General features: G+C 61.7%; 13 protein-coding genes. 6 read left to right on the forward strand and 7 right to left on the reverse strand.

Annotation, left to right across the window (positions count from 1 at the left end; all coding sequences use genetic code 11):
* Positions 1-84: 84 nt before the first annotated feature.
* Both E5K02_RS01030 and E5K02_RS01035 read right to left on the reverse strand, forming a co-directional pair.
* Positions 85-2,787 carry a GIN domain-containing protein gene (locus tag E5K02_RS01030; RefSeq protein WP_135391452.1) on the reverse strand — a complete coding sequence of 901 codons (2,703 nt, stop codon included), beginning with the start codon at positions 2,785-2,787 and terminating at the stop codon, positions 85-87.
* Positions 2,788-2,847: 60 nt separating this feature from the next.
* Positions 2,848-3,207, reverse strand: coding sequence for a PadR family transcriptional regulator (locus tag E5K02_RS01035; protein WP_135391453.1), 360 nt, complete (start codon positions 3,205-3,207; stop codon positions 2,848-2,850).
* Positions 3,208-3,523: 316 nt separating this feature from the next.
* Here E5K02_RS01035 and E5K02_RS01040 point away from each other — a divergent pair, with 316 nt between their 5' ends.
* The 4 genes from E5K02_RS01040 to E5K02_RS01055 all read left to right on the forward strand — a co-directional run bounded on the left by E5K02_RS01040 (position 3,524) and on the right by E5K02_RS01055 (position 16,491).
* A complete protein-coding gene (locus E5K02_RS01040; RefSeq protein WP_135391454.1) occupies positions 3,524-4,636 on the forward strand; it encodes a putative type IX sorting system protein PorV2 in 1,113 nt (370 codons plus the stop codon).
* A 71-nt stretch (positions 4,637-4,707) separates the two neighbouring features.
* Positions 4,708-9,885, forward strand: coding sequence for a putative type IX secretion system sortase PorU2 (gene porU2, locus E5K02_RS01045; RefSeq protein WP_135391455.1), 5,178 nt, complete (start codon positions 4,708-4,710; stop codon positions 9,883-9,885).
* Between the two features lie 90 nt (positions 9,886-9,975).
* A complete protein-coding gene (porU2, locus tag E5K02_RS01050) occupies positions 9,976-15,183 on the forward strand; it encodes a putative type IX secretion system sortase PorU2 (RefSeq protein WP_135391456.1) in 5,208 nt (1,735 codons plus the stop codon).
* Positions 15,184-15,222: 39 nt separating this feature from the next.
* Positions 15,223-16,491 carry an acyltransferase family protein gene (locus tag E5K02_RS01055; RefSeq protein WP_135391457.1) on the forward strand — a complete coding sequence of 423 codons (1,269 nt, stop codon included), beginning with the start codon at positions 15,223-15,225 and terminating at the stop codon, positions 16,489-16,491.
* Here the strand turns inward: E5K02_RS01055 and E5K02_RS01060 are convergent.
* The 4 genes from E5K02_RS01060 to E5K02_RS01075 are packed head-to-tail and all read right to left on the reverse strand — an operon-like array spanning position 16,463 to position 19,510.
* Positions 16,463-16,948 carry a dihydrofolate reductase gene (locus tag E5K02_RS01060; RefSeq protein WP_135391458.1) on the reverse strand — a complete coding sequence of 162 codons (486 nt, stop codon included), beginning with the start codon at positions 16,946-16,948 and terminating at the stop codon, positions 16,463-16,465. The genes E5K02_RS01055 and E5K02_RS01060 overlap by 29 nt on opposite strands.
* Positions 16,945-17,889 carry a methionyl-tRNA formyltransferase gene (fmt, locus tag E5K02_RS01065; protein ID WP_135391459.1) on the reverse strand — a complete coding sequence of 315 codons (945 nt, stop codon included), beginning with the start codon at positions 17,887-17,889 and terminating at the stop codon, positions 16,945-16,947. Before fmt ends, E5K02_RS01060 begins: the two co-directional genes overlap by 4 nt.
* 40 nt (positions 17,890-17,929) lie before the next feature.
* Positions 17,930-18,268, reverse strand: a complete 339-nt coding sequence (locus E5K02_RS01070; protein ID WP_135391460.1) for a hypothetical protein — start codon at positions 18,266-18,268, stop codon at positions 17,930-17,932.
* Positions 18,269-18,274: 6 nt separating this feature from the next.
* Positions 18,275-19,510 (reverse strand): exo-beta-N-acetylmuramidase NamZ family protein, encoded by a 1,236-nt coding sequence (locus E5K02_RS01075; RefSeq protein ID WP_135391461.1) that lies wholly within the window; start codon positions 19,508-19,510, stop codon positions 18,275-18,277.
* 48 nt (positions 19,511-19,558) lie between these two features.
* Between E5K02_RS01075 and E5K02_RS01080 the strand changes: the two genes are divergently transcribed.
* Positions 19,559-20,773 (forward strand): ABC transporter permease, encoded by a 1,215-nt coding sequence (locus tag E5K02_RS01080; protein WP_135391462.1) that lies wholly within the window; start codon positions 19,559-19,561, stop codon positions 20,771-20,773.
* Between the two features lie 329 nt (positions 20,774-21,102).
* Here E5K02_RS01080 and E5K02_RS01085 read toward each other — a convergent pair whose 3' ends face one another.
* Positions 21,103-21,807, reverse strand: a complete 705-nt coding sequence (locus E5K02_RS01085; RefSeq protein WP_135391463.1) for a peptidoglycan DD-metalloendopeptidase family protein — start codon at positions 21,805-21,807, stop codon at positions 21,103-21,105.
* 166 nt (positions 21,808-21,973) lie between these two features.
* Here E5K02_RS01085 and E5K02_RS01090 point away from each other — a divergent pair, with 166 nt between their 5' ends.
* Positions 21,974-23,080, forward strand: a complete 1,107-nt coding sequence (locus E5K02_RS01090) for a ferredoxin--NADP reductase (RefSeq protein ID WP_135391464.1) — start codon at positions 21,974-21,976, stop codon at positions 23,078-23,080.
* The last annotated feature ends 34 nt before the right edge of the window (positions 23,081-23,114 follow it).

The raw sequence follows: 23,114 nt of genomic DNA on the forward strand, positions 1-23,114 counted from the left end.
CTGGCAACATGATACGGGCATGAAGTCGAGCAACTAGAGGCTCAGTACCCTGAGTATGGGAGTAAGTATCTGCTGGCAGATAGGCTACTCGTTGTCTTGGTCTTGACCCGATAGGCGGGTAACCCGGGAGGAACCCGACACCGACTTTTGCACCTTGTTGGGCGAGCCGGCGTACTCGACGCGGCTGGCCCCGCTCAGCTCGGCCCGCAGGCGGTCGGCTACTTTCAGCCGGGCCTTGCTCATGCCCGACATGTCGACGTCGGCAGTTTGGGTTGTCATGCGCAGGCCCTGTACCTGGCAGGCGCCCGAGCCCTCCACGTTCAGGTCGTTGGCGGTACCTACCAGGTTGGTTTTGCAGGCGCCGCTCATGTCCAGGTCGAGGCGGGGTACATTCACGTTCAGGGTGGCGTGGCTGGCCCCCGACTGCTGCACGCGCAGGGTTTCATCCCGGAAGCCGGCCACGTTGGCCTGGCAGGCCCCGGTCAGCGACAGGTCCGACAGGGTAGGCATCTGCACCCGGATCAGGACGGGGCGGTTGTTGCGCAGGTTGCGGAAGAACGAGGAACTGGTGCGGTTGCGGATAACCAGCTCGTCGCCGTCGGTGTCTACCCGCAGGTTGTTCAGATCCCGCTCGTCGCCGGCGGCCTCAATCTTAAACTCGGAGCCCTGGCGAACAAACACGCGGTAGGCGCCGCTGGCCTGAATCGTGCGGAAATTCTGCAGGTTGAAGCTGCGCCGCGAGGAGCCGTAGCGGCTGGGGTCGGAGGAGAAGCCTTTTTCGTCGATGTCGATGTCGATGCTGGGGTTGCCGTCCTCGTCATCGTCGGTGTTGACGCGGATGCGGTAGCTCTCGTCGCCCGTGTCCACGTTCAGCGTCGTGTCGGTGCTATCCGACTCCATATCCTCGTTCTCGCTGTCGTTCTGGTCTTCATCGTCGAAGGAGCCAAAGGTGTCCTGCAGGTCGTCGCCGCTGCAGTCGATGCACTCCAGCTGGTTGCCCCGCAGGCGGTAGCTGTGCTTCTGAGGATCTTTGGGGCGCTGGTCGTTCACAAAGTTTTCGTCATCGAGCATGTAGGCAAACTGCTCGCCGAGGCGGAACGTCTTGTTGCGGGGCAGGTGCACGAGCAGGTGCAGGTCCTGCCCCCGGAATTTAGCCCCCGAGCGGAAGCTGAAGTGGTCGTCGAAAACCAGGGATGTGTCGTTGCTCTGACGTACGACATAGGCCACAGAGCTAACGGCCGTCTGTCGGGCTTCTTCCTCCGTGGCTCCGTTGGCCGAGAAGGTTTTATCGACCTGCAGCACGGCGCCGCTGTCGGCCGCGGCCAAGTCCACGCTCACCCACTGGTCGGAGGGACGGTCCAGCTTGCGGGCGTCGAGGTAGATGCTGGGCGCGGCCGAAAGAGCGGGGAAGCTCTGATTCTGCACGGCCTGGCCTTCCTCCTGAAAGTCGTGGCTGATGCGGGCAAAGGCAATGGACGAGCCCACCAGGCCCAGGAGCCAGAGGCCAAACATGGTCAGGTTGGCTGTGCGGCTCAAAATCGAGCGGCGCAGCAGCAGACCCAGGCCGGCCAGCATCATGGCCAGGGGCGGAATAGCCGTTACCAGGAAGAAGGCTAGAATGGCCCAGCCGGGGATGCCATTGAGCAGCACGTAGGCCGGCACATCACCGAGCACGAAGTTCTGGGTTTCGGGAATCAGGCCGACACCGATGAGCAGGGCAATGATGAGGGCCAGCAGGATGCCGAAGCCAATGACGGTCATCATCACGCCAATGAAGATGCGCAAGGCCGAGCCGATGAAGTTGAGCAGGGGCCGCACGTTACGGAAGAAGTTCTCCAGAAAGGTGCCCACGGGGCGGTTGTTGCCCGCCGCGTCGGCGTCGGCATCAAAGGAGTTGTTGCGCAGGTTGCTGTCGAGGCTGGAAAGCGTCAGCGTGTCGCCCCGCATCCGCATCCGGTCGGACACGGTTTTGGCCTCGGGCAGCAGAATCCAGAGCACGATGTAGAGCGGGATGGCAAAGCCGCCGGCGAAGACGAAGGCCACGAACAAGACCCGAATCAGCACCACATCCACCTTGAAGTAGGCCGACAGACCGGCCGATACCCCGCCGACTTTCCCGTTGTCGGTGTCGCGGTAGAGCTTTTTGAAGGTCGGGTCCTCGTCGGAGGAAGTCGCGTCGTATTTCTTAGGCAGGGCAATCCAGAGAATGATGTAGGCAATCAGGGAGAAGCCAGCCACGTTGCCGCCAAAGTCATTGTGGTGGTCATCGAAGGCAATGGGGGGGAAGATCAGCAGGCCCAGGAAAGCCAGCCGAATCCAGAGCGGATTGACGGCGAAGTAGCGGGCAATACCGGCAGCGACGCCCGCAATCTTGCGGTTGGCCATGTCGCGGTACAGGCGCTTGGGCTCCGTGTCGGTGTCGGCACTAGCAGCGGCGGCCGCGGCGGCGTTGCCGGCTTTGGCGTAGTTGGTGTACACCTCGGGGCCGCCAGCCAGGGCTTCTTCCTCTTCCTCGGCGTCGTCGGCCGACTGGAAGTCGCTGACGCGGCCCATTTTGCCGACCATCTCCTGCACATCCTCCAGGGTGATGACCTGCTTGGTGGAGGACGTGCGAGCGGCGAATAGCTCGGCGATACGGCCCTCGATGTCGGCTACGATTTCCTCGTGTCCGCGGTAGCCGGAAAAGTGCGCCCTTACTTCCGCCAGGTAGCGGCTAAGTACGTCGTAGCCATCTTCTTCGATGTGGAAGATGAGGCCTTGGAGGTTGATGCTGATATTCTTTTTCATCTCAGTGCTGCAAATCAAGATTTCTCGAATGGAGGAATGGTCCGGGCCAACTGGGTGCCGCTAGGGCGTTGGGGTTGCGGCGCCATTGAGGTGAGGCTTTTGGCGGATGATGCGGATCGAATCCTGCACTTCCTCCCAGGTCAGGCGCAGTTGATGCAGGAATTCCTGCCCGTCCTGGGTGAGGGTGTAGTACTTGCGGGGCGGTCCGGAGGTGGACTCTTTCCAGGTATAATCAAGCAAGCCGGCATTTTTGAGGCGCGTCAGCAGTGGATAGAGCGTGCCTTCCACTACAATCATGCGGGCGGAGGTGAGCTCCTCGAGCATGTCCGACGCATACACCTCGCCGCGGGCAATGATTTCCAGGATGCAGAACTCCAGGATGCCCTTCCGCATCTGCACTTGGGTGTTCTCTACTTTCATGGGCTGTGGCAGAAATCGGTGAAGAATGAAACAAAGATAATAGAAGGTACTATGCGACGCAAGGTACTTGTCAAAATAATTTTTAGTACTAGGTATTACATAGCTCTGGCTGAAACGAAAATCTTTTGCCAACCGCAATCCAAAGCACGGGCCAGGGGAGTAGATAGAGCTTGAAAAACAGCCTTTTTGCGGCTCTAAGGCCGATTTTAGACTTGCAAAGCTCGAGCGCACAGAAAGCCAAAACGCAACAGCGCACTATTAATAAGTATCTTGCGTTGCTGCTGCGAACTAAACCCGTTTCTATTCATTCATCTCTATGCTGCACTTCTCCCGCATAGCTCCCGCACTGCTCGGAGCTGGTCTGGGCCTGGGCCTGACCACCACGAGCCTGGCCCAATCCAAGGACCTGACTCCTAAGTACAGCAACGACTTTCTCAACATTGGGGTAGGGGGCCGGGCCCTGGGTATGGGCAACGTGCAGGTCAGCCTGGCCAGTGACGCCACGGCCGGCTACTGGAACCCGGCGGGGTTACTGAACCAGAAAACCAAGTACGACGGAGTGCTCATGCACTCGGAGCTGTTTTCGGGCATCGTCAAAAACGATTACGCGGCCTTTTCCATGCCCCTGGACGAGCAAAGTGCCATTGGGGCCAGCCTCATCCGCGTCGGCGTCGACGACATTGCCGACACCCGGGCCCTGGTAAACGAGTACGGCCAGATTTCCTACGACCGAATCACCTACTTCTCCGTGGCCGACTACGCCCTGCTCTTGTCGTACGCGCGCAAGATTGGCGCTATCGAGGGCCTGAAGCTGGCCGGTAACGGCAAGATTATCTACCGCAACGTGGGCAAGTTTGGCAATGCCTGGGGCTTTGGCATCGACGCCGGCGTGCAGTACGACCGGGGCGGCTGGCGCATGGGCCTGATGGCCCGCGACATTACCACCACGTTCAACGCCTGGTCGATCAACGCCGAGGAGTTCAAGGGCACGGCCAACAGCACCGACTCCATTCCCTCGAACAGCACCGAAATCACCCTGCCCCGCTTCATCCTGGGCGTAAGCCGCAGCGTGAAGCTCCCCGGCCAGCTCACGGCCCTGGCCGCCCTCGACCTGGAAATGACCACCGACGGCAAGCGCAACACCCTGCTGTCGAGCAACGCCGTGAGCGTGGACCCTAAAGCCGGGGTGGAGCTGGGCTACAAAGACCTGATTTTCCTGCGCGGCGGGGTGAGCAACTTTCAGAAGATCGACGCGGCCAAGTCATTTGACGGCAAAGGCGGCTGGCGCCCCCAGCCCAGCCTGGGAGTCGGGGTGGCCTTCAGCGGCCTGCGTCTGGACATGGCTCTGACGCGCCTGGCCATCGAGAAAGTAGGCGACCAGGGCTCGACCAATTCCGTTATCGTGTCGTTGGGCTACGGCTTTAAGTAACCTGAACTGAACGGGCCGGCCCACTTTGGTGTTGGTCGGCCCGAGCTTCTTTTACCCGTGTACACGCGTATATGACACACCCTTACCAACTCCAGAACATGCTGCGCTGGTTTACCTTTCTGCTGGGCGCTTTGCTCCTGGGCGGAAACATGGCGGTGGCGCAGTCGGGGCCGTATGGCAACGAGTGGATAGTGCCCAGCCAGCAGTACTACAAGATTAAGGTGAGCCGCGACGGAATCTACCGCCTCGACTACGCTTACCTGAGCCAGGCCGGCATCAGCGGGGTGAACCCCCAACGCTTCCAGCTCTGGCGCCGGGGCCAGGAAACGGCCATTTACGTGGGTGGCAACAACCCGACGGTGATGGACAACTCGACCTACATCGAGTTCTACGGGCAGCGCAACGACGGAGCCCTGGACCGGGGCATGTATAAGAACCCCGCCGACCAGGCCCAGCGCCTCTACAGTCTCTATACCGACACGGCTTCCTACTTCCTGACCTGGTCGGCTACGGCCAACGGGCGCCGCATGGCCCAGCCCGCCGTGGGCCCGGTAGGCGGCGCGCACCCTTACTGGAGCAAGCCCGGCCTCAATATTATTGCCGAGCGCTACAACGACGTAGCCCTGAATTCCTTTGTATACCAGCCCTGGGCCGAAGCCGGGGAAGGCTTTTTGTCGAAGCACTGGGGCAAGGGGCGCGACAACTTCGGCAATGTGCAGCCCGGGGATGTTTACACCGTCGACTCCGTCGTCAGCCGGGCCGGAAGCGGGCCGCTGCCGGTGCTCGAAACCCTGGTGGTAGGCGCCAGTGCCACGCCCCACACCGTGAATCTGTACGTGCAGCCCGAAGGCACCACCCAGTGGCGGGTGTTCCGCACGTTTGTACTGCAGAATTTTGAGCAGCGCAAAATCGTGGAAACCCTGCAGCGCACCGACGTGAAAGCCAACGGGCAGGTACGCATGCTGATTGAAGTAGTAACGGCCGCTACGCCCGGCAACGACAACAACTTTGTCAGCCTGGCTTATTTGAAAGTCACCTACCCGCAAACCGCGCGCTGGTTTGCCAACCGGCGCAGCATCAGCTTCCGCAACGACTCCACGCTGGGCTCCTCGGCGGCGTACTACACGCTCGACAGTATTCCGGCTACCGTGCGGGGCTTCGACGTGACGGACCCCTACAACATCCAGCGCATCGAGGGCATTGCCGGCACCGGCCGCAAGCGCAGCTACGTGTTTCCGCAAGCCATAGCCGGCGCCCGGGCGCGCAATCTGTTTCTGGCCGACGTGGCCCAGGCCCTGGTTCCGCAGCCTGCCCAGCGCATCCGCTTCCGGTCCATTTCCCCGGCCGCGCACAACTTTCTTATCGTGAGCCACCAGGCCCTGATGAAGCCGGCCGGCGACACGCTCAACCCGGTGCGCGAATACGCCAAATACCGCGCTTCCACGGCCGGGGGGCGCTACGACACGCTCGTGGTGACGACCGACCAGCTCTACAACCAGTTTCACTACGGGGAAAAGTCGGCCCTGGCCATCCGGCAGTTTGCCCAGTTTATGCTCACCAACAACCGGGCGAAATACCTGCTGCTGCTGGGCAAGGGGCTCATTACCGGGGAGGTCGGCAATGGCAACCTCTACCACCGCAAAGACCCCGTCGGGTTTTCGCCCACCGTTCGTGACCTGGTGCCCACTAGCACCCGCGGGGCCTCGGACGTGTTTTTCACCGCCGACTGGCACCGCGACGATTATGCGGCCCGCATGGCTACCGGCCGGATTTCGGCCCAGACGCCCCGGGAAGTGCTTGATTATCTGAACAAGCTCAAGGAACACGAGGAAATTATCAGTCTGCCCGATTCGCCCGACTTGGCCTGGCGCAAGAATGCCCTGCACCTGGGTGGGGGCGAGGATGCCTACCAGTTTACCCAGTTTGAGCAGTACCTGAACGAGTACAAGCGTCAGATTGAAAGCCCGCTGTTCGGGGGGCGCGTGGTGCGCACCATTTCCCGCACCGACCCGGGCCTGCCCGTGGATATCAACGTGAGCAAGGAATTGAACGAGGGCCTGGCCATCATCAACTACTTCGGCCACGGCTCCAATACCTACCTGGACCTGAACCTGGGCAACATCCGCACCGAGCCGGCCAAGGGCTACAACAACCGCCGCAAGTACCCGGTCATGTTCGTGAACGGCTGCGCGGCCGGCAACACTTACACCATCTACAACGCGCTGTATCCGGAAGACTGGCTGCTGGTGGCCAAAAAAGGCCTGATCGGCTTTATGTCGGAGTCCAGCTTCGGCTTCGAGTCAGAATTGCACATTCAGCAGAAGCAAACCTTCCAGCTGTTGCTCAACGACCCGCAGTGGTATGGCCGGCCGGTGGCCGAAATTCAGAACGAAACGGCCCGCCGCCTGCAAAACGGCGCCCTGAACAGTGACCTGGGCCACGCCCAGCTGATGAATACGACCTGGCACGCCGACCCGGCCCTGCGCCTGTATTCGCCTAACAAGCCTGATTACGCCTTCGGAGCCCCGGCCCTGACCATTGCCCCCGTGGGTACCCAGCCGGTGCGCGCCAACTCCCCGAGCTTCAAGCTGCTGGTACAGGTGCGCAACCCCGGCAAGGTAACCTACGACAAGCTGGATATTTCGGTGCGGCGCGCGTACGACAGCAACACCCAACCCGCCCGGCCCGATACGACCTACACCTTCACCGGCCTGCGGGAGGTGCTGCGCGATACGACCTACGTGCTGGTGCTGCGCAACACGGGCAACGTGTTTGGTACCAACCAGTTTACCGTTACGCTCGACTACCGCAACCGCGTGGATGAGCTCAACGAAGCCAACAACCAGGCTACTACCAGCTTTGCCTTTATCAAGGAAGGCATTACCCTGCTCAACCCGCCGGAGTTTGCCATTGTCTCGACGCCCAAGCCCCGGCTGGTAGGCCAAACCAACGACCCGGTCGGCCCTAAGCGCACCTTCCTGCTGGAAGTCGACACGACCCTAACCTTCAATAGCCGCTACGTGCAGCGCACCAGCATTCAGGCCCCGCTGCTGGCCGACTGGCGCCCGACCCTGCCCGTTATTGCCGGCCGCGACAGTGTGGTCTGGTACTGGCGCATGCGCTTCGAGACCAAGCTTACCCCTGAGGAAAACGACGAGTGGGTGGTCAGCTCGTTCCGCATGATTCCGAACAGCCCCGGCGGCTGGTCGCAGAGCCACCACGGGCAGTTCCGGCGCGACGAGCTGCAGAACCTGACGGTGGCAGCGCCCTCGGGCAAGTGGAGTTTCAGTGATATTACCCAGAACCTGACCCTGCAAACCGCGGGTGGTGGCACGGGCTCCGATGTGACGTTTCAGACTTCCTACGGGCTACAGGTCGGCAACAGCCAGGTGTCGGTGCTGGGGTGCGGGGTGTCGTTCCCCAATATTCTGGTCAGCGTCTTCGACGGCAGCACCCTGAAGCCTTTGCGCAACGTGGCCGGCGCCTACGACTCCTGCGGCACGGCGCCCAACCGATTCTACCACTTTGCCGCTTCGGCCACCGACAACATCAACACGCCGGCCCGCCAGCAGCAGCTGCTCAGCCTGCTAACCAACATACCCCGCGGGGCCTACGTCACGGTGCTGTCGGTTAATAAAGTAAACTTCTCCTCTTTCCCCGCGCCGCTGAAAGCCGCTTTGGCCGCCCTCGGAGCTCAGAAAATAACTCAGCTTCAGGATGGGGACCCGTATGCCTTCATCGGGCAGAAGGGCCCCGGCGGGCAAGCCGCGCAGGAGCAAACGGCTGACTTGAATAGCGCGGTACCCCGCCAGAACCAGGTCATTACGCTGACCGGTACCATCGGGACCAAGCAGGGCAGCGGCACACTGACCTCGACGCGGATTGGCCCGGCCCAGCAGTGGACCGCCGTGCACCATACCATTCGCACGGAAGCATCCGACAGCTACACCCTGCGCGTAGTCGGCATTGACACGCTGGGTGCCACCAAAGTGTGGTACCCGAATGTGACCAGCCGCAGCTTCTCCCTGGCGGGTATTTCGGCCAAGGAGTATCCGTACCTGCAGCTGGAGCTGGAGCTGCGCGACGAGCAGACCCGCACGGCCCCGCAAGTCGAGCAGCTGCTGGTGACGTATGTAGGCGTGCCCGAGGGCGTGGTGCGCCGCGACTCGGTGCTGGCCGCTCAGCCCGCTGCCTATGAGGCGGCCGGGCTGGCCAAGCAGGCCACCGAAACGGGCCAGGTGAAAGTGCCCGTCATCTTCCAGAATGTGGCAGGTCTGCCGTTTGGCACCCCGCTCACGGCCGTCTTCACCCTGCGCAGCGCCACGAAAGAAAGCACCCAGGAAATCGACCTTACCTCGCCCGGGACCAACGCGGCCGTGCGCTTTGAGGCGACCCTGAATGTGTTGGAGCTGTTTGGCGACATCACCGGCTCGGTCACGCTGAATGTAAACCGGCAAGGGCGCCGCTTGCCCGAGCTCTACTACTTCAACAACGAGCTGACGCTGCCTACCTTCCGGGTGGAGGACCGCAGCGTACCGCCGGTGCTGGATGTGGCTTTCGACGGGCAGCACATTCTCAACGGCGACATCGTCTCGCCCCGGCCCATTATCACCGTGCTGCTCACCGATGAGGACAAGCTGCGGCCCATTACCGACCGCACTGCGTTTTCCGTGGTATTGACCAAGCAGAACGGGGCGGCCCAGCCCGTGAACCTGAACGGGGCCAACGTGCGCTTCCGCGCCGACCCGGCCAAGGGCACGGCCCAGCTCGAGTACGAGCCCGGGCTGAGCACCCCGCTCGAGGACGGCCACTACTCGCTGCAGGTGCAGGGCCGCGACGCCACCGGGCGCGCGGCCGGGGCCAGCAGCTACCAGGTCAGCTTCGAGGTCGTCAACGCGGCCAGCATCACGCATGTGTATCCCTATCCCAACCCCATCACCCACTCGGCCCAGTTCGTCTTCACCCTGACCGGCCAGCAGGTGCCGCGCAACCTGAAGATTCAGATTCTCACGCTCACGGGCAAGGTCGTGCGCCAGATCCTGCTCGAGGAGCTGGGCCCGGTGCGCATCGGCCACAACATCAGTGCCTACCGCTGGGAGGGCACCGACGAGTACGGCCAGCGCCTGGCCAACGGCACGTATCTCTACCGGGTCGTGCTCGACCAGGGCGAGCAGAAGCTCGAGCACCGGGCCACCGCGGCCGACCAGGCCTTCAAGAATGGCTGGGGGAAGCTTGTACTGCTCCGCTAACTTATCTGAGTTATAAATGCTAAAAACAGGCAGCCAAGTCCGGCTGCCTGTTTTTCTTTGTGGTACTATTGAGGCTTGCTTACAACGTATATGACAGATATTTACCACATTCGGTATCTCCTGTGCTGGTTGGGTGTTTGGGTAGGAGCACTGCTGCTGGCTAGCCCGAGCCGGGCGCAGTCGGGGCCGTATGGCAACGAGTGGATAGTGCCCAGCCAGCAGTACTACAAGATTAAGGTGAGCCGCGACGGAATCTACCGCCTCGACTACGCTTACCTGACCCAGGCCGGCATCAGCGGGGTGAGCCCCCAACGCTTCCAGCTTTGGCGTCGGGGTAAGCAAGTCGCCATTTTTGTCGGGCCGGACAACCCCACCACGTTAGGACCGACAACCTACATCGAGTTCTACGGGCAGCGCAACGATGGGGCCCTGGATGCGGGCATGTACAAAACGCCCGCCGACCATTACCAGAAGCACTACAGCCTTTACACCGACACAGCCTCTTATTTCCTGACCTGGGCGGCCACCGGACCGGTGAAGCGCATGGCTTCTTCGAGCGTAGCGCCCACGGGCGGGGCCCATCCGTACTGGCTCAAGAACCGGCTGTGGGCGCGCAACGAGCGGTACAGCCGCGTAAATGAGGACGACAAAGTGTACCAGCCCTGGGGCGAGGCCGGGGAAGGGTTTATGTCCTACAGCTACGGTAAGGGCGGGGGCAGCAACGACCCGAGCCGAATGTTTGCCTGGCAGCCCGATACGCTGTCGGACATGCTCCCGGCCGGCGGACCAGCTCCGCGGGTGGAAATGCTGCTGACCGGGGCCAGCTCGGGCCCACATCAGCTGACCGTTTCGGCCCAGCAAACCTCGTCTACCGCCACTACCATTGTGGTGCGGCCCCTGGGGCCCGCCGTAGTCCTGCAAGGCTTTGAAGCCCGCAAGCTGAGTTACCCGTTTCTTCGTTCTGATGTCTACCCCAACGGGTTTGTCGGGATGATAGTGGACATCAACAACGCGGTAAACCCGGCCAGCCGGAACTGGTTTCGCATGGTCTACCAGCGCCTGATTTACCCGTCGGCAGCGGGCTGGCCTTCCGGCCGGCGCGACGTGCCCTTTACCAATGATTCGACCCTGGGCTCGGCGGCCGCCTTCTACCAGCTGGAGAACGTGCCCGCTACCGTCCGCGGCTTCGACGTGACGGACCCCTACAATGTGCAGCGCATCGAAGGCAGCGGCAGCGGCAGCCGGCGCAGCTTCGTCTTTCCCAGTGCTACGCCCCAGGCCACGCGCCGCTTATTGCTCTCCGACCTGGCCTGGGCCCGCACGCCGCTGCCGGCGCATCGGGTGCAATTTCGCGCTATTGCGCCGGCTGCCTACAATTTTCTGATTGTCAGCAGCGCCGCGCTGATGAAGCCCACCCCCGGCTCGAGCGACCCCGTGAGTGACTACGCCGCCTACCGCGCGGCCCGCTTCAGCCCGCTGGTCGTGACCAGTGAAGAGCTCTACGACCAGTTTCACTACGGGGAAAAGTCGGCCCTGGCCGTCCGGCAGTTTGCTCAGTTCATGCTCACCGATGCGCGTCCGAAGTCGCTGCTGCTGCTGGGCCACGGGGTGGCGGCCGGCGAGGCCATCGATTCGACGGCTCCCAACCGCAACTACTTTATTTTCTATTACCGGAACCAGCCAAAACGCTACCTGCTCAGAAGCGGCGACCCGCTGGCTCACGACCTGGTACCAACCAGCACCGAAGGCGCCTCGGATGCCTTTTTCACGGCCGACTGGTCGCGCGGCGACTATGCCGCCCGCATGGCCACGGGCCGCCTGGCCGCTACTACCCCCGCCGAGGTGCTGGCCTACCTGAACAAGCTGAAGGAGTACGAAAGCAAGCTGGACGCCTCCCTGGAAACCCAGCCCTGGCGCAAGAATGCTCTGAACCTGCTGGGCGCCAAGACGGAGAGCGAATTTCGACAATTTGCCCCCTACCTGGAGCAGTACAAGCGGCAGATTGAGAAGCCGCTGTTCGGGGGCAAAGTCATCAACACATTCAGCACGGCCGGTATTGTTACGACCAAGAACATTGCCGCCGAGCTGAATGCCGGTCTGGGTCTGATTACCTACTTCGGGCACGGCGGCGCCGACTTGCTTCAGCTCGATTTGGGCGACATCAACAATGCCTCCAACGGGTACAACAACGGGGGCAAATACCCGGTAATGTTCGTGAATGGCTGCGCGGCCGGCAATGCCTACCGCGGGCTGCGGGCGACGTATCCGCAGAGCTGGCTGTTTGCCGAGCAGAAAGGGTTGATTGGCTTTATGTCGGAATCCAGCACTGGTTTCGAAGATAACGTGCACGTGTTGCAGACCAAGATGTACGACCTGCTGCTGAACGATGCCACATGGTACGGCCGGTCGGTGGCGGAAGCCCAGAACGAGGCCGTGCGGCAACTGCAGCGCGCGGGCCGCACCGAACCCTCGGCCATCAGCAACATGCTCACCACGACCTGGCACGCCGATCCGGCCCTGCGCCTGTATTCGCTGCTCAAGCCCGACTATGCCTTCGGGGCTCCTGCCCTGGAAATCAAGCCCGTTGGCCCGGACCCCGTGCGGGCCAAGTCAACGAGCTATACCCTGGTAGTACGGGTCAAAAACACGGGCAAGCTCACTTCTGACCGGCTGGATTTTTTGATTGAGCGCAAATACGACGGCCCGGCCACCGACAACCGCCCCCCCGATACCTACATCCGCAGCGAAGCGGCGCCCACCACGACCGACGAGGTAACGTACACTTTCACGCTGCCCAACCCGGCTAGCCCGGCCAAGGTATTTGGCAACAGCACCTTCACCGTCAAGCTCGACTATCAGAACCGGATTGAGGAGCTGAATGAGGGCAACAACCAGGCGCAGGTCGACTTCGTGTTTCTGCAGGATGGCATCAGCCTGCTCAACCCGCCGGAATTTGCCCTAGTGGCTCCCGGCAGCGTACGCCTCGTGGGCCAGACCAACGACCCGGCCGGGCCCCCGCGGGGCTTTGAGCTGGAGCTCGATACGGTGCCGACGTTCAACAGCGCCTGGTTGCAGCGGACCAAGGTACAGGCCCCGCTGCTGGCCGACTGGCGCCCCCAGCTGCCGCAGGTGGCGGGCCGCGACGGGGTAGTGTGGTACTGGCGCATGCGTTTCGAAACCAAGCTTACCCCCGACGAAACCAACGAATGGAGCGTCAGCTCGTTCCGGGTGGTGCGCGGTACCACCGGCGGCTGGTCGCAGAGCCACCACGGGCAGTTCCGGCGCGACGAGTTGAAGCAGGTAGCCGTGGCGGCGCCCTCGGGCAAGTGGAGCTTCAGCGAGGTTACCCAACGCCTGGCGTTGTCGACCCGGGGTGGGGGCACGGGCGGCGTTACCTACGAGCCAGGCTACGGTATTCGGTTGGGTAATGAGCCCGTCGATGCCGTGGATTGTGGCATTGGCTTTCCCAACATGCTGGTCAGCGTCTTCGACGGTAGCACCCTGCGGCCCTTGCGCACCCTGGGCGGTGGTCCCTACGACTCCTGCGGGGCGGCAACCAACCGCTACTACCATTTTGCCCTCAGCGCCACGGATAACATCAATACGCCCGCCCGTCAGGCCCAGCTGCTGGCCTTGCTGAGCCGCGTTCCGGCGGGGGCTTACGTAGCGCTGGTTTCCATCAACAAAGTCGATTTCACTTCGTTTTCCCCGGCCCTGAAAGCGGCTATTGCAGCCTTGGGCGCCCAGAAGGTTGGGATGCTGCAAGATGGTGACCCCTACGTCCTGTTTAGCCACAAAGTAGCCGGGGCGCCCGTAGCCCAGGAGGCCACGGCTGATAGCAACAGTCCGGTACCGCGTAGCAATCAGGTGGTAACGCTGAACGGAATTTTAGCGGCATCGGGCAGCAGCGGTACGCTTACCTCGACGCGGATTGGCCCGGCCCAGCAGTGGACCAGCTTACAGCACACGATCCGCACCGAAGCATCCGACAGCTATACGCTGAAGCTGGTTGGAATCAGTGCCGACGGCACCTCCCGCGTACTGGCCATCAACGTCAAGGACCCGGCGTATTCCCTGGCGGGTATTTCGGCCAAGGAGTACCCGTACCTGCAGCTGGAGCTGGAGCTGCGCGACGAGCAGACCCGCACGGCTCCGCAAGTCGAGCAGCTGCTGGTGACGTATGTAGGCGTGCCCGAGGGCGTGGTGCGCCGCGACTCGGTGCTGGCCGCTCAGCCCGCTGCCTATGAGGCGGCCGGGCTGGCCAAGCAGGCCACCGAAACGGGCCAGGTGAAAGTGCCCGTCATCTTCCAGAATGTGGCAGGTCTGCCGTTTGGCACCCCGCTCACGGCCGTCTTCACCCTGCGCAGCGCCACGAAAGAAAGCACCCAGGAAATCGACCTTACCTCGCCCGGGACCAACGCGGCCGTGCGCTTTGAGGCGACCCTGAATGTGTTGGAGCTGTTTGGCGACATCACCGGCTCGGTCACGCTGAATGTAAACCGGCAAGGGCGCCGCTTGCCCGAACTCTACTACTTCAACAACGAGCTGACGCTGCCTACCTTCCGGGTGGAGGACCGCAGCGTGCCGCCGGTGCTGGATGTGGCTTTCGACGGGCAGCACATTCTCAACGGCGACATCGTCTCGCCCCGGCCCATTATCACCGTGCTGCTCACCGATGAGGACAAGCTGCGGCCCATTACCGACCGCACTGCGTTTTCCGTGGTATTGACCAAGCAGAACGGGGCGGCCCAGCCCGTGAACCTGAACGGGGCCAACGTGCGCTTCCGCGCCGACCCGGCCAAGGGCACGGCCCAGCTCGAGTACGAGCCCGGGCTGAGCACCCCGCTCGAGGACGGCCACTACTCGCTGCAGGTGCAGGGCCGCGACGCCACCGGGCGCGCGGCCGGGGCCAGCAGCTACCAGGTCAGCTTCGAGGTTGTCAACGCGGCCAGCATCACGCATGTGTATCCCTATCCCAACCCCATCACCCACTCGGCCCAGTTCGTCTTCACCCTGACCGGCCAGCAGGTGCCGCGCAACCTGAAGATTCAGATTCTCACGCTCACGGGCAAGGTCGTGCGCCAGATCCTGCTCGAGGAGCTGGGCCCGGTGCGCATCGGCCACAACATCAGTGCCTACCGCTGGGAGGGCACCGACGAGTACGGCCAGCGCCTGGCCAACGGCACGTATCTCTACCGGGTCGTGCTCGACCAGGGCGAGCAGAAGCTCGAGCACCGGGCCACCGCGGCCGACCAGGCCTTCAAGAACGGCTGGGGAAAGCTTGTACTGCTCCGCTAAAGCCTGATAGGCACGCATTTCAACAACGACATTTCCTGCATGTCAGCAATTCAGTCTTCTTCACCGCACACCCTGGGCTACCTCGACGGTCTGCGTGGTTTGGCGGCGGCCATTGTAGTGGTGCACCACCTAGCCGGTTTTTTCTACCCCACGCTGCTGTCCGGCGACCCTTATTCGGCTCGGCTGGGGCAGGGGGTGGAAGTTGGTATTGCCAGTAGCCCGGCCAACATTCTGATTGGGGGTAACTTTGCCGTCTGCTTGTTTTTTGTGTTAAGCGGCTTGGTGCTCAGTGAGAAATTCTGGCGCACGGGGCAGCTGGAAGTGCTTCGCTCCCAGGCCTGCCGCCGCTACGTGCGCCTGATGCTGCCCGTCACGTTTGCCGCGCTGGTAGCCTTGGCTTTGTGGGTGGCCGGGGCGTATCAGAATACGGAAGTAGCCGAAATCACCGGCGCCAAGCGTTTCGGGGAATATTGGGCCGAGCTGCCGGGCGCCAAGCAGATTCTCCACGACCTTGTGGTCGGTATTCCGCTCGGCGGCGAGTCGAGCTACAACCCCGTGTTCTGGACGCTGAGTATCGAGCTGTTTGGCTCGTTTGTGGTCTTCACGCTGCTGGCCTTGTTCGGGGCCGTGCGTCACCGCGGCGCAGTGTATAGCGTGGCAATTCTGTTTCTGGCCGTATCCGAGCTGAACTTTTACTACACCGGCTTTATCCTGGGCGTCTGGCTCAACGACTGGCGCCACCACGGTTCCCGCAAGTTACCGGCCGGCCCCTGGCCGGGGCTGGGCCTGTTGGCAGTCGGCGTGTTGCTGGGCTCGTTTCCCACCGCCGAGCTGATTCGGGTCGAAAATACAATGTACCGCTTTCTGCAGCCCAGCTGGCTGGGTAGTGAGCGGGCTATTCAGGTGTGGCACCTGGCCGGCGCTGCCTGCCTGTTGCTGGCCGTAGTTGCCTGGCCCCGCCTCCAACGCCTGCTGGCTGGCCGCTGGCTGCGGGGGCTCGGCGCGGTTTCGTTTTCACTTTATCTGGTGCACTTTCTGGTGCTGGGCTCATTTTCCAGCGCCGTTTTCCTGGCCTTGTACAACCATTTTAGCTACGCCGCCAGCGTAGGCCTCACGGTGCTGGCCACCGTGCCCGTGCTGGCCCTGGTATCCTACGCTATGTACCGGCTGGTTGACTTGCCCGGTATCCGGCTGGCGCAGTGGCTCTATACTACCTTCTTTCGACCGGGCCAACCGGCCGTAAACCCCAGCGCGGCACAATCAGCTTCGGCTCCGCTGGCTACCGCCGACGAAGCGTTACGAAGCTAAAGGCGTAGGCGTGCTTATCGTCGGGCTCGTGCCGCTCCCGGGCTTCTTCCCGCCATTCCAGGGGCGAGAGTTCCGGAAAAACCACGTCTCCCTCAAAATCGTGGTGCACCTCGGTTAGATACACGGTATCGGCCGTGGGTAGGGTCTGGCGGTAGATTTCTCCGCCCCCGATAACAAAGACGTCTGCATCGGTAGCATGAGCCATTGCCAGCGCATCGGGCACCGAAAAGGCCACCTCGCACCCCTCGGCCTGCCAGTCGGTCTGGCGGGTCACGACGATGTTGCGCCGCTTGGGCAGGGGCCGGCCAATGGCCTCAAAGGTGCGCCGCCCCATGATGATGGGGTGGTTCAGGGTGATGTTCTTGAAGTGCTTTAAATCGTCGGGCAAATGCCAGATCAGCTGATTGTCCCGGCCAATGACGCCGTTATCGGCTACGGCAACTACTACGGCTATCATACGGCAGAAGGGTTGAGAACAGCAGTGTTGAAACCCCGCAGAAATTCGACCACGGGCAGCCGCTTTTTGCCTTCCAGCTGCACGTCGAGCAGGTCGAGCTGACCCTGACCCGTTTGCAGCCGCAAATACGTGCGGCCGTCGGTGGTCCAGGAGCCGGGTGCGGCCGAGTCCTCGTCCAGGGCCCGGGCCGTAAAGATTTTAAGCGTGCGGCCATCGGGCAGCTGAGTGAAAGCCGTGGGAATGGGGGAGAGGCCCCGCACTAGGTTCACCAGCGTGGCGGCCGGCTGCTGCACCTCGAGGCGGCCGGTTTCCTTCTGAATCTTGGGCGCCGAGCGGAGTTCCTGGCCGGTAGCCTGCGGAATGCTGGGCGCGGTGCCGGCGGCTATGGCCTGCACGGTGCGCAAGGCCAACTGGGCGCCGGCCGCTTTGAGCTTTTCATACAAAGCACCGAAGTCGTCTTCGTCGGCAATGGGCACCACGTCCTGGAAAATCAGGTTGCCGGTGTCAATTTCGTGTTGCAGGAAGAAAGACGTAACGCCCGTTTCCTTTTCTCCGTGAATCAGGGCCCAGTTGATAGGTGCCGCCCCGCGGTACTGGGGCAGCAGGGAGGCGTGAATGTTGATGGAACCCAGGCGGGGCATGTTCCACACCGCTTCGGGCAACATCCGGAAGGCCACTACCACCTGCAAATCGGCGGCATAGCCGTGCAACTCCGCCTGAAACTCGGGCGACTTCAGGTTGGTGGGTTGCAGCACCGGAATGCCACGGGCCACGGCTGCCTGCTTCACCGCCGACTCGGCCAGCTGCCGGCCCCGGCCCGCCGGCTTATCGGGCGCCGTAATAACGGCCACCACTTCGCAGCCGGGCCAGGTGTGCAGGGTTTCGAGCGTGGGCACGGCAAACTCGGGCGTGCCCATGAAGATGAGGCGGAGAGGAGTCATGAAAATAGAAAGGCGGTTAGTACGGTTGCGGAAGCTAAGTTTATAAGGACAACCAATTGCCGTCGTATTGGACATAGTACATGGCTTCGCGCCCAGTACTTAAGTTAAGCTCGATACTGGCTGAGGTGTCATGAAATTCGAGAGTTAAATACTCGTTCTCTCTTAGCACAACACTCGAAATTTTTCTGGCAATAAAGCCGCACAAGTCGTTCCGGTACTCTAGCTCGCCAAAACTACGGTCTACTTGTGGCATGCGTAGCGTGGGCCACTCGTACATGGTCATCCTGTTACCATCGAAATCGAGTTGCAGATAGTCTTGGACAAAGATTACCGCGCTAAGTTGCTGGTTGATCAATTCAGCAAACAAGGTCTGTTCCACCAGTTGTTACTTAAAATCCGGGTACAGCAGGTACTTCCTGCGCATCACCTTGTACTGGCCCAGGGCCGGCTCCCAGCTCTTGCGGATTTCCTTTTCCGACTTACCCGCCACCACCATTTCCCGCAGGGTATTAGTGCCGGTCAGCTGCTCGAAGTACTTGCCGAAAAACTGGTCCTTGGCCGTGCTTTGCTGGTAAAAGTCGATGAGGTAGCGTAGGGTAAAGCCGCCCGATTCGGCCGCGGGCAGCTTGCGCAAATCCTGGCCGTAGCACTTTTGCCCGTTCAGGGGCGGCTGGGGCGAGCCGGCGGTGGGGCGGGGCGTGAAGCTGAAGGGCCGGGTCGTGGGTTGGGTGGGTGCGCCAATCAGCTCAAACGGCGCCTCGGTGCCGCGGCCCACGCTCACGTTGGTGCCTTCAAACAAACAGATAGTAGGGTAGAGCAGCACGGCGTGGGCGTTGGGCAGGTTGGGCGAAGGCCGCACCGGCAACTCGTAGCGCGTGGCGTGGGTGTAGCCTAGCACGGGCACCACCGTCAGGGGGCATTGCTTGCCGCCGGCCAGCCATTTTTCCCCGTTTATCATCTGGGCCAGCTCACCCACCGTCAGGCCGTGTACCACCGGAATCGGGTGCATGCCCACAAACGACTTGTGTTTGGCTTCCAGCACGGGCCCGTCTACGTAGAAGCCGTTGGGGTTGGGCCGGTCCAGCACGATGACGCTTTTACCCTGCTCAGCGGCGGCTTCCATCACGTAGTGCATCGTGCTGATGAAGGTATAAAACCGCACGCCTACGTCCTGAATATCAAAAATCAGCACGTCCACGTCGGCCAGCATTTCGGGCGTGGGCTTTTTGCTCTTGCCGTAGAGCGACTTCACTGGCAGGCCGCTGCGCGTGTCGCGTCCGTCTTTGATGGTGGCACCGTCGGCTTCCTCACCCCGAAAGCCGTGCTCGGGGGCGAAAATGGCTTTCACCTGCACGCCCTGGGCCAGCAGCGTATCGACCAGGTGGGAGCGGCCGACCAGGGAGGTTTGGTTGACTACCAAGCCCACGCGTTTGCCCTGAAGCTGGGGCAAATACGTGCCGAACTGCGCCGCGCCCATTTGCAGCCCGGCCACCGCAGGGGCAGTGCTGACCGGGGCCGTTGGGGCGGGCAGGGGCGGCGTAGCGGTGCTGGCCGCCGGGCGGCTGCAGTCGCCCAAAAACAAGGTCAGGCTAAGCAGCCCGGAGAAGATAGAAGATGCCATCAGGAAACGAAGCTAGGAAACTGAACGTAGACGCGTAGCTTTACGCCAGTGAACATCTCGCGGTACATATCCAATAAGATTGACGGAGCCGACACCGGGTCTTTTACCTCGTCGGTGACAAAAATAGCCATTATCAGTATTGCACTGGGAGTGGCCGTCATGATTGTGTCGTTTGCCATCCTGGAAGGATTTCGCAATGAGATTCAAAGCAAGATCTTTTCCTTCGGGGCCCACCTGCAGGTCAGCAAGTACGATACCAATAACTCGCTGGAGGTAGAGCCCATCGGTGGCCCCCGACTAATTAAGGACCTGCACCGCTTCAAGCAGGTCAAGTCCACGCAGTCGTTTGCCCGCAAAACGGCTATTATCAAGACCAAGGAGGAAGTGCTGGGCGTGGTGCTCAAGGGCATCGACGAAAAAGACGGCGCCTCGCCCATGCGGACCAATCTGGTGGCCGGTAAATTCCTCTCGTTTCCGGATTCGGCCGCCAGCAACGACGTGCTACTCAGCCGCAAGGTGGCCGATAAGCTCCGGCTCAAAGTCGGGGACGAGGCCCTGTTCTACTTTATTCAGAACCCGCCGCGGGTGCGCAAGTTCAACGTCAAGGGTATCTACCAGACTGGCCTCGACGAGTTTGATGAGGTCTACATCATCGGCGACATTCGTCAGATCCGGGAGCTAAACGCCTGGCCCGACTCGCTGGTGGGCGGGGTGGAAGTCGTGCTCAAGGACTTCAACCAGCTGGACCCGGTTTCGGACAACATGTACGAAAACCTGCGCTACGACCTCAAGCTCGACAAAATCACCGACCAGTACGCCCAGCTCTTCGACTGGCTTAAGCTGCTGAATCGTAACGTGGTTATCTTCCTGATCCTGATCATCTTCGTGGCTACCTTCAACATGGTGGCCACCATCTTCATCATGATTCTGGAGCGCACCAATATGATTGGGGTGATGAAGGCGCTGGGGGCCACCGACAACCAGATTCGGAGCATGTTCTTCTACCGGGGCCTGAGCCTGACGCTGCGCGGCATGGTCTACGGCAACCTGATCGGGCTGGGCTTCTGCGCCATCCAGTACTTTTTCCACCCCATCCCGCTGGACCCCGAGAATTATTACATGGACCGCGTGCCGATTTTCTGGGACCCCACGATGGTGGTCATCCTCAACATTGCCACCTTCCTCACGTCCCTGCTGGCCGTGCTGATTCCGACTTACCTGATTTCGCGCATTCGCCCGGTAGCGGCCATCAAGTTCGACTAAGCCGCTGGGATGTTCAGACGACCCCGCCTGTTGGTTGCGTTCTGTGCTGCTTTGCTGCCGGGCCTATTCCTAACGGCCTTCGTAGCTGAGCAGCTGATTGGGGCCGATGCTAATATGCGTTTTTGGGTTTTGTTTCTGCTGAGCCTTTTGCCCTGCGGCTTCTTAACGGTAGGACTGGGAGTAGTTGAGTTGTTTAGCCGAAACAAAAGCGGCCAGCGTATCCTAGGGGGTAAGCTGGCCGCTCTCTTCGTCTTGGGGCTTGGTGCGGTAGAGGTAATTGGTGGCCTCTTCAGCATTGGGCTACTGCTGCTGGTACTTGGGGCTCTGGATTAGGCCGAAAGCCACCGGCTCTGCAGAATCAGATTCGGGTCGGGGCAGAGCTTGGCCCACTGCTCCCGTTCTGCGGGCAGGGCCACGCCGGGGAAGTCGCCTTCACGACCCAGCATGTTGGCAATAACTTGGAAGTGCAGATGGGGCGGCCAGTCGCCGTTTTCGGGGTGGGGACCTACTTCGGCAAATTTCTGCCCTTTTTCCAACGTCATGCCCGGACGCAGCAGCACTACTTCGGCCCGGCCCAGGTGGCCGTAGAGGGTATAAAACGGGACACCTTCCAGCTCGTGCTGCAGAATCACCGTGGGGCCATAGTCGCCGAAATTGTCGTTGTCGGCCACGCTGTGCACGGTGGCCTCCAGGGGGGCCAGCACCGGCGTGCCGGCCCGCAGCCATACATCCACGCCCAGGTGCAGGGAGCGGGCCGGCACGGCCGGGTCGCCAAACAAGCCCGGGCTGCGGCGGTAGATAACCCGGTTTTCGAGGTAGCCGCCCACGCCAATCAGGGCATTTTTTTCTTCCAGCAAGGTGGCTACCAGGGCCTCGAAGGCTTCGGTGTCGCGCAGGTCGGCCTGGGCCAGCGTAGGATTCTGGGCGGTAAAATCGAGGCGGGTAACTTCGGCCGAATTCAAGTCAACCGGCAGCACGGGCCCAAACTCGTGCTGATGGCGTTCGAGCAACGCGGCAAGGTCAAAACCAGACATAGGTAAAATCGTTATTTCAACAGGGAGGTAGGAAGGCAGGCTGCAAGCTAAACCCTTCGCGCATGCCGACCAAGCCGCCCCATTTACCGTACTTTGCACGCCCGTCGCCCAAGCGCGACGGTTAACCCTGATTTCTCCTTTCTAATCTTCGAAGTCCCTCGCCCCGATGAGCAGCCCGTACCTGATGCTTAACGTCGTGGAAATCACCCACGAAACCTCCGACGCCGCCACCATCCACCTCGAACGGCCCGACCGCCAGCCCGTGGCCTGTGAGCCCGGCCAGTTCCTGACGCTGATTCTGCCCTGCGGCCCCGGTGGCAAAAAAGAGCGGCGCGCGTATTCGCTCAGCAGCACGCCTTCGGAGGCTCCGCGCCTGTCCGTCACGGTGAAACGCGTGACCGGCGGCTTGGTAAGCAACTACCTGCTCGACACAGTACGCGTCGGGCAGCAGATCGAGGTAATGGCTCCGCTGGGCAATTTTACCCTGAAAACCAGCCCCAAAGCAGCGCGTTCCATCGTGCTGGTCGGGGCGGGCAGCGGCATCACCCCGCTCATGTCCATCCTGAAAGCAGTGGTCCGCGAGGAGCCCCAGAGCCACGTGCTGCTGGTGTATGGCAACCGCAACGAGGAGTCCGTCATTTTTCGGCAGCAGCTGCAGCAGCTGGAGAATCAGGCCGGCGGCCGGCTGCAAGTCGAGCACGTATTCAGCCAGCCCACCAGCCCTACCTCGGGCCACCGCCACACCGGCCGCCTGAACCGCACCACGCTCCTGCGCATTCTGGAGCAGCGCCACCAGTTTCCGGCCCAGCAGGCCGAATACTACCTCTGCGGCCCCGAAGGTATGATGACCGAAGCCCGCGCCGCCCTCGACCTGCTGGGGGTGCCAGCCGCTCGTATTCAGCGGGAGAGTTTTGTGGCCGCGGCCGAAACCATTGAAGCCGCGGCGGGGCAGCCCCACGGCCATGGTGACGTATCGGACGCCGCAGACGATAAAATCACGGCCCACACCGTGACGATTCACTACGAAGGAGCCGAATACGAAGTAGCCGTCAAGCCCAGCCAGACGATTCTGGAAGCCGCCCTCGACCAGGATATCGACCTGCCGTATAGCTGCCAGGCCGGGCTTTGCACGGCCTGCCGGGGCAAGTGCCTCTCGGGCAAGGTGCATCTGGATGAGCGCGAAGGCCTGTCGGATTCGGAAATGAAGCAGGGCTACGTGCTCATTTGCGTGGGCCACCCCGTCACCAGCGACGTTGTTATCGAAATCGATTAAGGCCAGAGCACCGACTCGCCAGTTGTCATTTCGA

The sequence above is a fragment of the Hymenobacter metallicola genome (genome assembly GCF_004745645.1).
Taxonomy (GTDB): Bacteria; Bacteroidota; Bacteroidia; order Cytophagales; family Hymenobacteraceae; genus Hymenobacter; species Hymenobacter metallicola.

What these genes read in the sequence shown, in the direction of transcription:
- E5K02_RS01030 (WP_135391452.1), bottom strand. Translation starts at nt 2,787, where the DNA reads ATGAAAAAGAATATCAGCATCAACCTCCAAGGCCTCATCTTCCACATC.
- E5K02_RS01035 (WP_135391453.1), bottom strand. Translation starts at nt 3,207, where the DNA reads ATGAAAGTAGAGAACACCCAAGTGCAGATGCGGAAGGGCATCCTGGAG.
- E5K02_RS01040 (WP_135391454.1), top strand. Translation starts at nt 3,524, where the DNA reads ATGCTGCACTTCTCCCGCATAGCTCCCGCACTGCTCGGAGCTGGTCTG.
- porU2 (WP_135391455.1), top strand. Translation starts at nt 4,708, where the DNA reads ATGACACACCCTTACCAACTCCAGAACATGCTGCGCTGGTTTACCTTT.
- porU2 (WP_135391456.1), top strand. Translation starts at nt 9,976, where the DNA reads ATGACAGATATTTACCACATTCGGTATCTCCTGTGCTGGTTGGGTGTT.
- E5K02_RS01055 (WP_135391457.1), top strand. Translation starts at nt 15,223, where the DNA reads ATGTCAGCAATTCAGTCTTCTTCACCGCACACCCTGGGCTACCTCGAC.
- E5K02_RS01060 (WP_135391458.1), bottom strand. Translation starts at nt 16,948, where the DNA reads ATGATAGCCGTAGTAGTTGCCGTAGCCGATAACGGCGTCATTGGCCGG.
- fmt (WP_135391459.1), bottom strand. Translation starts at nt 17,889, where the DNA reads ATGACTCCTCTCCGCCTCATCTTCATGGGCACGCCCGAGTTTGCCGTG.
- E5K02_RS01075 (WP_135391461.1), bottom strand. Translation starts at nt 19,510, where the DNA reads ATGGCATCTTCTATCTTCTCCGGGCTGCTTAGCCTGACCTTGTTTTTG.
- E5K02_RS01085 (WP_135391463.1), bottom strand. Translation starts at nt 21,807, where the DNA reads ATGTCTGGTTTTGACCTTGCCGCGTTGCTCGAACGCCATCAGCACGAG.
- E5K02_RS01090 (WP_135391464.1), top strand. Translation starts at nt 21,974, where the DNA reads ATGAGCAGCCCGTACCTGATGCTTAACGTCGTGGAAATCACCCACGAA.